This is a genomic window from Micromonospora sp. L31 (assembly GCF_052068075.1).
Taxonomy (GTDB): domain Bacteria; phylum Actinomycetota; class Actinomycetes; order Mycobacteriales; family Micromonosporaceae; genus Micromonospora; species Micromonospora purpureochromogenes.
The window spans coordinates 1-8,726 of the sequence record NZ_JBQHDC010000023.1; the positions used below are offsets into that span (position 1 = coordinate 1).

General features: G+C 72.8%; 8 protein-coding genes. 5 read left to right on the forward strand and 3 right to left on the reverse strand.

What is annotated here, in order from left to right; genetic code table 11:
- Positions 1-1,093 precede the first annotated feature (1,093 nt).
- On the forward strand, positions 1,094-1,426 hold the full coding sequence (locus ACTMS9_RS30495; RefSeq protein ID WP_154936863.1) for a hypothetical protein: 333 nt from the start codon (positions 1,094-1,096) through the stop codon (positions 1,424-1,426).
- On the forward strand, positions 1,423-2,082 hold the full coding sequence (locus tag ACTMS9_RS30500; RefSeq protein WP_441166628.1) for a nucleotidyl transferase AbiEii/AbiGii toxin family protein: 660 nt from the start codon (positions 1,423-1,425) through the stop codon (positions 2,080-2,082). Before ACTMS9_RS30495 ends, ACTMS9_RS30500 begins: the two co-directional genes overlap by 4 nt.
- A 30-nt stretch (positions 2,083-2,112) precedes the next feature.
- Here the strand turns inward: ACTMS9_RS30500 and ACTMS9_RS30505 are convergent, their stop codons facing one another.
- Positions 2,113-3,015: an SDR family oxidoreductase gene (locus ACTMS9_RS30505; RefSeq protein ID WP_441166629.1), complete on the reverse strand. Its 903-nt coding sequence runs from the start codon at positions 3,013-3,015 to the stop codon at positions 2,113-2,115.
- 225 nt (positions 3,016-3,240) lie between these two features.
- Between ACTMS9_RS30505 and ACTMS9_RS30510 the strand changes: the two genes are divergently transcribed.
- A complete protein-coding gene (locus tag ACTMS9_RS30510; RefSeq protein ID WP_441149635.1) occupies positions 3,241-5,034 on the forward strand; it encodes a bifunctional metallophosphatase/5'-nucleotidase in 1,794 nt (597 codons plus the stop codon).
- A gap of 85 nt (positions 5,035-5,119) precedes the next feature.
- On the opposite strand, the gene ACTMS9_RS30515 is transcribed toward ACTMS9_RS30510, so the two are convergent.
- Positions 5,120-5,311, reverse strand: a complete 192-nt coding sequence (locus ACTMS9_RS30515) for a hypothetical protein (protein WP_280840851.1) — start codon at positions 5,309-5,311, stop codon at positions 5,120-5,122.
- A 186-nt stretch (positions 5,312-5,497) separates the two neighbouring features.
- Positions 5,498-6,676 carry a geranylgeranyl reductase family protein gene (locus ACTMS9_RS30520; protein WP_441149636.1) on the reverse strand — a complete coding sequence of 393 codons (1,179 nt, stop codon included), beginning with the start codon at positions 6,674-6,676 and terminating at the stop codon, positions 5,498-5,500.
- 138 nt (positions 6,677-6,814) lie between these two features.
- Here ACTMS9_RS30520 and ACTMS9_RS30525 point away from each other — a divergent pair, with 138 nt between their 5' ends.
- Both ACTMS9_RS30525 and ACTMS9_RS30530 read left to right on the forward strand, forming a co-directional pair.
- Complete coding sequence (locus tag ACTMS9_RS30525; protein ID WP_088962112.1) at positions 6,815-7,051, forward strand: hypothetical protein; 237 nt, start codon at positions 6,815-6,817, stop codon at positions 7,049-7,051.
- 37 nt (positions 7,052-7,088) lie between these two features.
- The gene (locus tag ACTMS9_RS30530) at positions 7,089-8,519 is read left to right on the forward strand and encodes an MFS transporter (RefSeq protein ID WP_441166630.1); all 1,431 of its coding nucleotides are present in this window, start codon (positions 7,089-7,091) and stop codon (positions 8,517-8,519) included.
- Positions 8,520-8,726: the final 207 nt, after the last annotated feature.

Sequence of the window (8,726 nt, forward strand, 5' to 3'; positions counted from 1 at the left end):
TTCGCCTCAGCGGCCGGGGTGGCGTGGGCCTCGGTGACCGGGCCGGCGAAGACGCCACCGGCGAAAGCCAGACCAGCGATACCCAGAACGCTCTTCCGCAGAATGGTGGTGTTCATGGGGGAAGCTCCTTCAGGGGGTTGACGCCGCCGGTCGACCGGGGGATCGACATGACAGGCGGCGTAAGCACCACGAGCAGGCGCTCACACAAAGGGGAAAGTCTCTGCCCGGCAGGCTTCGCGAGCGGGGGGCTCGCGGCGCCGGGTCCATGTATAACGACCGGCGGCCCACCATCATTCCGGGGGCCCGGCATCCCGGGCGGCCCCATGTATCGGGCCGGGCCAGCGGGGTGCTGCTGCGATCGTCCAGGTGATGTAACGACCCCGGCCCGGCCACCATTCCACCGCCAGGGTGCCCCCAGTCACGGGACGACCCGCCACTCGCCGGCCCAGACCCGGACATCGGACGGCACCCAGCGGACCCGGTAACCGGACATCCGACACGGGGATGCCAAACCGCCGCGCGACATCCGGGCACGCCGACCTGGCCGGGACCGGACATCCCGACACGGCCAGCGACCGGAACGGCACAACCCGCGCGGCTTGCCACCCTGAGTTCGCGGCTGCCTGCACTACGGCAACCGGCGCCTGGCCAACTCCAAGGGCTCACGGTTTGCGGCGTGTCGCGCGATCCCGCGCCCCCATCCCCGCGACACACCGCAAATCGCGAAGGCGACGGGTCGACGACGGGCAGGGCCGGGGCGGGCTCGAGTACTCGGGCAAGGCTGGCCGGGCGGCGCGGACCGTGCGGGACGGACGGGTCAGGAGGCGCGGGCACGGATCGCGTGGGACGGGCGGGTCAAGAGGTGCGGGCGGCGGACCTTGGCCGCGTACCCGGCGGGCACCGACCGGGCGGCCAGCCCGAGGCGGTCGAGGCCGGCCTGCGTCGGCGGGTGTGATCGGTGCCGGACACGGGCGTGATCGGCCGCAGCGGGGGGTGGTGGGAGCGGGGGCGCGGGACGGGGGAAATGGGCGGGGAGTGGAATGCGGGCGACCGGGTCGGCTGCGCGGAGCGGAGTCGGCGTTACCCTGACACCATGCAGGCCGTCGTCAGCACCGCGCCCCACCTGGCCCGCCCGGGCCGTCCCGCCGTGGTGGCGCGCACCCTGGCGGAGCTGGCCGGTCCCACCCGGGGGGTGGTGGAGCTGCCGGTGCGGTTGATGTGGAACGCCGACCGGACGTTCGACCTGGGTGACCCGGACCAGCTGCTCTGGATGTACGAAAACGTGCTGCGGGAGACCACCCGCGCCGAGGACCTGCGGCACCTGATCAACGGCCGGACGCTGCGGCGGGTGTGGCGGCGGCTGAACCTGCCCCGGGGCGTCCGGCAGGCGTGGGAGAGCCGGCACCGGGGTCTGCGGACCGCGTGAGCGGCTTCCACCTGCACGAGTTCTACCGGGAGGTCGCCCGGGTGGCGCTCACGGCGGCCGGGCCGCACCGGTTCGTGCTCGGCGGCGGGGTGGCCTGGGCCGCGCACGGGCTGGTCACCCGCCCCACCGAGGACGTCGACCTGTTCGCCGACGTGGAGGGCGCGGCGGCGGCCGCCGCCACGGAGGTGCGGGCGGCACTGGAGCGCGCCGGGTTCGAGGTGGCCGACGCCGACCCGGACAGTGACCTGGGCGGGCTGTTCGACGGCTTCGACCGGGACATGAAGGAGTTCGTGGTCACCCGCGGCCCGAGGCGGATCCGGCTGAGCCTCGCCCGGCTCGACCGGTACCGCTCCCCGGTGGTGATGGACTTCGGCCCGGTGATGGACGTCCGCGACCTGGTGGCGAACAAGACCGCCGCGCTGGTCAACCGGCGCGAGGTCCGCGACTACATCGACGTGTCGTCAGCGCTGGACCACTACCCGGTGGCCGAACTGCTGGCGCTGGCCCGGCAGGTCGACCCGGCGCTGGACGACGACGACGTCCGGGAGGCGGGCCGCTACCTGGACCGGGTGCCCGACCAGCGGTTCACCCGCTACGGCCTGGACGCGGCGCGGATCGCCGAGGTCCGCCGCCGGCTGGCCACCTGGCCCCGCTGACCACCGCGACGGCCAGCGGGCGCGCTGCGCTCACTTGGTGAAGCGGCCGCCGGTCACGCCGAGGATCTCGCCGGTGACGTAGCTGGACTCCTGTGAGGCGAAGAAGACGTACGCGGGGGCGAGCTCCGCCGGCTGGCCGGGTCGTCCCATCGGGGTGTCCGTGCCGAACTGCTTGACCTTCTCGGGCGGCATGGTGGCCGGGATGAGCGGCGTCCAGATCGGGCCGGGGGCCACCGCGTTGACCCGGATGCCCTTGTCGGCCAGCTGTGCCGCGAGCCCCTTGGTGAAGTTGGCGATCCCCGCCTTGGTGGTGGCGTAGTCGAGCAGCTGCGGTGACGGGTCGAAGGCCTGGATCGACGTGGTGTTGATGATCGTGGCGCCGTCGGCCATGTGCGGGATCGCCTCCTGGCACAGCCAGAACATGGCGTACAGGTTGGTCTTCAGGACCCGGTCGAACTGGGCGGTGCTGATGCCGGCGATGCCGTCGTCCTGGGACATCTGGTAGGCGGCGTTGTTCACCAGGATGTCGATGCCGCCCAGGTCGGCCAGGGTCCGCTTCACCAGCTCCCGGCAGTGGCCCTCGTCGGTGAGGTCGGTGCGCACCGCCACGCCCCGGCGGCCGGCCTCCTCGACCAGCCGCACCGTCTCCCGGGCGTCGGCGTCCTCCTCCTCGCTCAGGTAGGAGATGACCACGTCGGCGCCCTCCCGGGCGAAGGCGATCGCCACCGCGCGGCCGATGCCGGAGTCACCGCCGGTGATCACGGCCCGCTTGCCGGTCAGCCGGTCGCTGCCCCGGTACGACTCCTCGCCGTGGTCGGGCTTCGGGCCCATCTCACCGGTCGAGCCGGGCGCGGACTGCTGCTGGGCGGGCTGGCCCTGCTGCTGGCCGTACTGCTCGGTGGGGTCCTGCTGGGTGTACTGGTCCTCGCTCACCGGTGCTCCTCGGGGTAGTTCGTCCGGCCTTCTGCTCGTCTGCCCTACCCGGCGGACCGGGCCGGAAACGAGGGCGACCGCCGGATGACCTCGGTGTTACGCGAGGGTGGCCGGCGGCGCTGGTGGGGTGGAACAGCTCGGGCCGCTGTGGCTGGAGTGACAGCGGCTCGTTATGGTGCGCAACGGTGCCCACGAGGCGCCGCACCCCCATTGGAAGGGCACCGCATGACCTCCTCCTCCGGCGCCTCGCGGCGCCAGGTGCTGGCCGTCGCCGCCGCCGCGGCGACCACCCCCCTGATCGCCGGCGCCCCCGCCCGGGCCGCCGAGGCGACGGGACCGAAGACCTGGGACCTGACCGTGCTCGGCACGTCGGACACGCACGGCAACGTCTACAACTGGGATTACTACAAGGACGCCGAGTACGACGACAGCAGGCACAACGATGTCGGCGTCGCCAAGCTGGCCACCCTGGTCAACCAGATCCGTGCCGAGCGCAAGGGCAAGCCGACCCTGGTCCTCGACGCCGGAGACACCATCCAGGGCACGCCGCTGGCCACCTACTACGCCAAGCAGGAGCCGATCACCACCAGCGGTGAGACGCACCCGATGGCGAACGCCATGAACATCCTGAAGTACGACGCCGTGACGCTGGGCAACCACGAGTTCAACTACGGCCTGCCGCTGCTGGCCACCTGGATCTCGCAGCTGGGCTTCCCGGCGCTCGCCGCCAACGCGGTCAACGCGGCCACCGGCAAGCCGGCCTACCTGCCGTACGTGATCAAGAAGGTCCGCCTCGGCGGCTGGGACTCCCCGACCATCAACGTCGGCATCCTCGGCCTCACCAACCCGGGCGTGGCCATCTGGGACAAGGGCAACGTCGAGGGCAAGCTCGTCTTCCCCGACATGGTCGAGACCGCCGCCAAGTGGGTGCCGATCATGCGCGAGCGCGGCGCCGACCTGGTCATCATCTCGGCGCACGGCGGCGACAGCGGCACCTCCAGCTACGGCCCGGAGCTGCCGAACGAGAACCCCGTCACGCTGATCGCCCAGCAGGTCCCCGGCATCGACGCGATCCTCTTCGGCCACGCCCACGCCGAGGTGGTGGAGAAGTTCGTCACCAACACGGCCACCGGCGCGCAGGTGCTCACCGCCGAGCCGTCGAAGTGGGGCCAGCGGCTGACCCGGATGGACTTCACCGTCCAGAAGGTGCGCGGCACCTGGAAGGTCGTCACCAAGCGCGCCACCATGCTCAACACCAACACCGTGGTCGAGGACCCGGCGGTGCTCGCGGCCGTGCGCGGCCAGCACAGCAAGACCGTCGACTACGTCAACACGGTCGTCGCCCAGTCCTCCGAGGAGCTGTCGGCCGCCGAGTCGCGGTACAAGGACACCCCGATCCTGGACTTCATCAACCACGTCCAGACCGAGGTCGTCACCGCGGCGCTGGCCGGCACGTCGTACGCGTCGCTGCCGGTGCTGTCGATCGCCGCCCCGTTCAGCCGCACCGCGGTCTTCCCGCAGGGCGACGTGCGGATCCGCGACGTGGCCGGCCTCTACGTCTTCGACAACACCCTCGAGGCCGTGGTGCTCACCGGCGCCGAGGTGAAGGCGTACCTGGAGTTCTCGGCGAAGTACTTCGTCACCCTGCCGGTGGGCGCGGCCGTCGACCCGGCCACCATCAGCGACCCGGCCGTGCCGGACTACAACTACGACGTGATCTCGGGCGTCGACTACGACATCGACATCAGCAAGCCGGTCGGCCAGCGGATCACCCGCCTGGTGCTGGCGGGCACCGACACCCCGGTCGCCGACACCGCGCAGTTCGTCGTCGCGGTGAACAACTACCGGCGCAGCGGTGGCGGCAACTTCCCCGGCATCGTCAAGACCCAGGTCTACAACGAGCAGCAGGAGATCCGCCAGTTGCTGATCGACTGGGCGCAGGCGAAGGGGACCATCGACCCGGTCGACTTCTATGTCCCGAACTGGAAGCTGGTGCGCGAGGGCGTGCCGGTCTTCTGAGCCGTACCACCGACACACGCCGACGGGCCGCGGGGATCCACCCCCGCGGCCCGTTCGCGTCCGGCGCCGCCACCGCCGGTCGCGGTCAGCCGCCGGGCCCGAGCCGGAGGTGCCACTCGTCGTCGTTGGTCGACTCGGGTCGGTCGCGGCGCGGATCGGTCTCGGTGAGCTCCACCCGCTCCTCGGGGCGGACCGCCGGCGGCAGCTCACCGAAGCGCACATGGCGGAGGAAGGCGTACTCCTCGTCGTCGAACGAGGTGGGCTCCGGGTCGCTCATGCCCGCATTGTGCCGCCCCCGGTCCAGCCCCGCCGTCCCATCAACGACGCCCGCGCGGGTAAGCGCGCCGCCACCAGCGCCGGCGACGAGGTGGGAACACCTGCGCGCGGTACGGATGACCGCTCGGGGGTGCTCGAGCAGGTGGAGGTCAGGGCCGGACGGTGGTCGTGCCCTGACGCGGCGGTGTCAGCCGGACCGGGTGGTCATCGGCTGGCCAGGGGCCGACGGCGTGCGCTGCCGTATCGGCGGGAGGCGGTCCAGCAGCGCCAGACCGGCCCGGACGGGAGCCCGGGTCAGCGTCTGGTCGAAGCTCGCCCGGCCCTGGCAGAACCGGACGAACATCCCCCAGCCGGCCGGCGTCGCCAGCAGCGCGTGGAAGACGTCGGGCCGGCGTTCGAACACCTCCAGCAGCCGATGCCCGGCCCGCATCGACGGAACCAGCTGCGCGGTCACGGCCCGCTCGTAGCCGGCCAGGTCACCGGCGGCGACCGCCGTGCCCGCGAGCGCCCCGGAGCGCAACGCGTAACTGATCCCCTCCCGGCTCCACGGCTCCAGCAGGCCGGCCGCGTCGCCGGCGACCAGCACCCGGCCGTGCCGCAACGGCGAGCCCTCCGCCCGGCAGCGGGTCAGGTGCCCGGAGTCGTGCTCGGCCGCCACCCCGGACAGGCCGAGCCGGTCGACGAAGCGGCGCAGGTACTCACGGGTCCGCTCCCCCTCGCCGCGGGCGGCGATCACCCCCACCGTCAGGCTCGACCCCTTCGGGAACACCCAGGCGTACGAGCCGGGCACCGATCCCCAGTCCAGCAGCAGCCGGCCGCGCCAGCGCCGCTGCTCGGCCGGCGGCACCGGCAGCTCCCGCTCCAGACCCAGATCCACCTGGCAAAAACGGACACCCACGTGCCGGGAACTGACCCCCGAGGAACCGTCCGCCCCGACCGCCGTCCGGGCGTGCACGGTCTGACCGTCGGCCAGCCGTACCCGTACCCCGTCTGGGTCCTGGTCGATGCCGCGCACCGCGACGCCCTCGCGCAGCTCGGCCCCGGCGGCGACTGCGGCCGCGCGCAGCCGGTCGTCGAACTCGTCCCGGCGGACCATGGCCACCAGCGGGGTGCGGTGCCGGCGGGTGAAGGCGCGTCGCCCGTCCCGGGTGAAGGTCACCCGGTCGACCCGGTCGTGCGCGGGCACCTCGATGCGGCCGGCGACCGCCGTCAGCGAGGTGCCGATCAGGCCGCCGCCACATGTCTTGTACCGGGGGTGCACGGCCCGGTCCAGCACCAGCGTGCGCACCCCCGCGCCGGCCGCGGCGTGGGCGGCGGAGAGCCCGGCGGGGCCGGCGCCGACGACGACGAGATCCCAGGTGATCACGGGCTCCACCCTAGGACACCCCGGCGCGGCCGGCCGGTCACGACCGACCGATCGGGTGGGCATTGTCGGTCACCCGGCGGGTAAGCCGCGGTACCCAGACCGCCCGTGCGACGGGCGGGTCACGGCAAGGAGGTCACCATGCAGCAGGTACGTCTGTCGGAGGCCGAGGTACGGGTGTACGACGCGGTCGCCACGCTGGAGGCGCGCGGCCAGGTGCCGTACCCCGACTCGATCGCCCAGGAGGCGGGGATGGCGGAGGAGGAGGTGCACGGGCCGTTGCACCTGCTCACCGAGAAGGACCTGCTGCACCGGGAGGACTCCCCGATGGCCGGGCTGGACTTCGGCCCACGGTGGTGTGCCCGCCAGATGGCGTGACCGGTTTGCCCGATGGGGCGCCGGGTAGCGGTCGGTCATGGCTGATCGACGGGCCGCCGTGACGGACGCGGGTGACCGACGCCGCTGGCAGGCCCTCGGCGTCGGGCTGGTCGCCGCGTTCATGACGCTGCTGGACGTCAGCATCGTCAACGTGGCCGTCCCGTCGATGGACCGGGCGCTGCACGCGAGCCCGAGCGACCTGCAGTGGGTGCTCTCCGGGTACGCGCTGACGTTCGGACTGATCCTGGTGCCCGCCGGTCGGTTCGGCGACGCCCGCGGGCGACGCACCGCCTTCGTGGTGGGCGTCGCCCTCTTCACGCTCACCAGCGCCCTCGCCGGCCTGGCCACCTCGCCCGCCTGGCTGGTCACCACCCGGCTGCTCCAGGGCGCCGCCGCCGGGGTGGTCAACCCCCAGGTGACCGGCCTGATCCAGCAGCTGTTCCCGGGCACCGAACGAGGTCGGGCCTTCGGCCTGCTCGGCGCGACCATCGGCATCTCCACCGCGATCGGCCCGCTGCTCGGCGGGCTGCTCATCCAGCTCGGCGGCGAGGAGCACGGCTGGCGTTGGGTGTTCTTCGTCAACGTGCCGGTGGGCATCCTCGCGGTGGTGCTCGGCTGGCGGCTGCTGCCCGCCCGACCGGCCGGGCAGCCCGACCGGCACCGACTCGACCCGGTCGGTGTGCTGCTGCTCGGCGTCGGCGTGCTGCTCCTGCTGCTGCCGCTGGTGCAACGCGAGCAGTGGCAGAGCCCGTGGAAGTGGGCGCTCGTCCCGGCCGGCCTGGCGGTCCTGGTCGGCTTCGGCCTCTGGGAGCGCCGGTACGCCCGCCACCAGACACCCCTGTTCGACCTGCGGCTGTTCCGGCTGCGCTCGTACACCCTCGGCGCGTTGATCGCGCTGGTCTACTTCGGCGGGTTCACCGCCATCTTCTTCATCTTCACGCTCTACCTGCAGAACGGCCTCGGCTACAGCGCGCTGATCGCCGGCCTGGCGATCACGCCGTTCGCCCTCGGCTCCGCGCTGGCCTCGACGCTCGGCGGCCGGATCGTCAACCGCTTCGGCCGCCCGCTGGTCGGCATCGGGCTGGTCGTCGTGGTGATCGGCCTCGGCACGGTGGTGCTCGTGCTGCGCGGCTCGCCGCAGCACTCCGTACCGCTGCTGACCGCGGTGCCGCTGCTGGTGGCCGGGCTGGGCAGCGGGCTGGTCATCACGCCGAACCAGACTCTCACCCTCTCCCAGGTGCCGGTGCCGAAGGCGGGCAGTGCGGCCGGGATGCTCCAGACCGGCCAGCGGATCGGCTCGGCGGCCGGGATCGCGGCGGTCGGGGCGATGTTCTTCTCCTCGCTCGCGAGCACGGGTGGGGACTGGGCCGCGGCGTTCCGGCACTCGTTGTTGCTGGCGGCGGGGGTGGTCGTGCTGGCGTTGGTGGCGGCGGGGGTGGACATCTGGGTGGGGCATCGGCGGAGTTGATCCTGCTCCGTCGGCTGGGCGGTGGATTCCGCCTCCGTCGGCTGGGCGGTGGATTCCGCCTCCGCCGGCTGGTCGGTGGATTTCGCTCCGCCGGCTGGTCGGTGGATTTCGCTCCGCCGGCTGGTCGGTGGGTGGGGTGTGGCCCGCCGTGCCCGGCTCCGGGCGGTCAGGCTTGATCCCTGCGCCGGTCACGGCGGGCCACACCCC

Coding starts and splice junctions, on each gene's coding strand:
- ACTMS9_RS30495 (WP_154936863.1), top strand. CDS start 1,094: ATGCAGGCCGTCGTCAGCACCGCGCCCCACCTGGCCCGCCCGGGCCGT.
- ACTMS9_RS30510 (WP_441149635.1), top strand. CDS start 3,241: ATGACCTCCTCCTCCGGCGCCTCGCGGCGCCAGGTGCTGGCCGTCGCC.
- ACTMS9_RS30530 (WP_441166630.1), top strand. CDS start 7,089: ATGGCTGATCGACGGGCCGCCGTGACGGACGCGGGTGACCGACGCCGC.
- ACTMS9_RS30525 (WP_088962112.1), top strand. CDS start 6,815: ATGCAGCAGGTACGTCTGTCGGAGGCCGAGGTACGGGTGTACGACGCG.
- ACTMS9_RS30515 (WP_280840851.1), bottom strand. CDS start 5,311: ATGAGCGACCCGGAGCCCACCTCGTTCGACGACGAGGAGTACGCCTTC.